At 56.1% G+C, this 296-nt stretch carries 1 protein-coding gene; it reads right to left on the reverse strand.

All coding sequences use genetic code 11. The features are described from left to right. The coding region (locus tag SB816_RS30820; protein WP_410548097.1) for a peptidoglycan-binding domain-containing protein at positions 1-260 on the reverse strand (260 nt) is incomplete at its 3' end. Positions 261-296 lie beyond the last annotated feature (36 nt).

The following is a 296-nucleotide window of genomic DNA, read 5'->3' on the forward strand; positions in this document are numbered from 1 at the left end:
CTGTAATTCGCCTGCCCTCCGAGTGAAAGCGGCGACGACAATTCTCGCTGTCTGGTTTCGAACGCCTGCTGCAAAGCGGCCAGTGTAACCGGTCCGATGCGACCGTCCTCATAAAGCCCGCTGTCCGCCTGAAACGAGAGGACCGCTTCTTCCGTATCGGCACCGAAGATGCCGTCCGTCTCAAGACTGTCATAGTCTGCCGAGGCCGATTTGCGCCCTTCGAAATGCAGAAAATTCAGTATTTCCTGTATCGCCTGCACGGTACTTCCGCGCGAACCCTTCTCCAAGATCATCAT

Source organism: Achromobacter sp. SIMBA_011 (assembly GCF_046535435.1).
GTDB classification, from domain to species: domain Bacteria; phylum Pseudomonadota; class Gammaproteobacteria; order Burkholderiales; family Burkholderiaceae_B; genus Achromobacter; species Achromobacter dolens.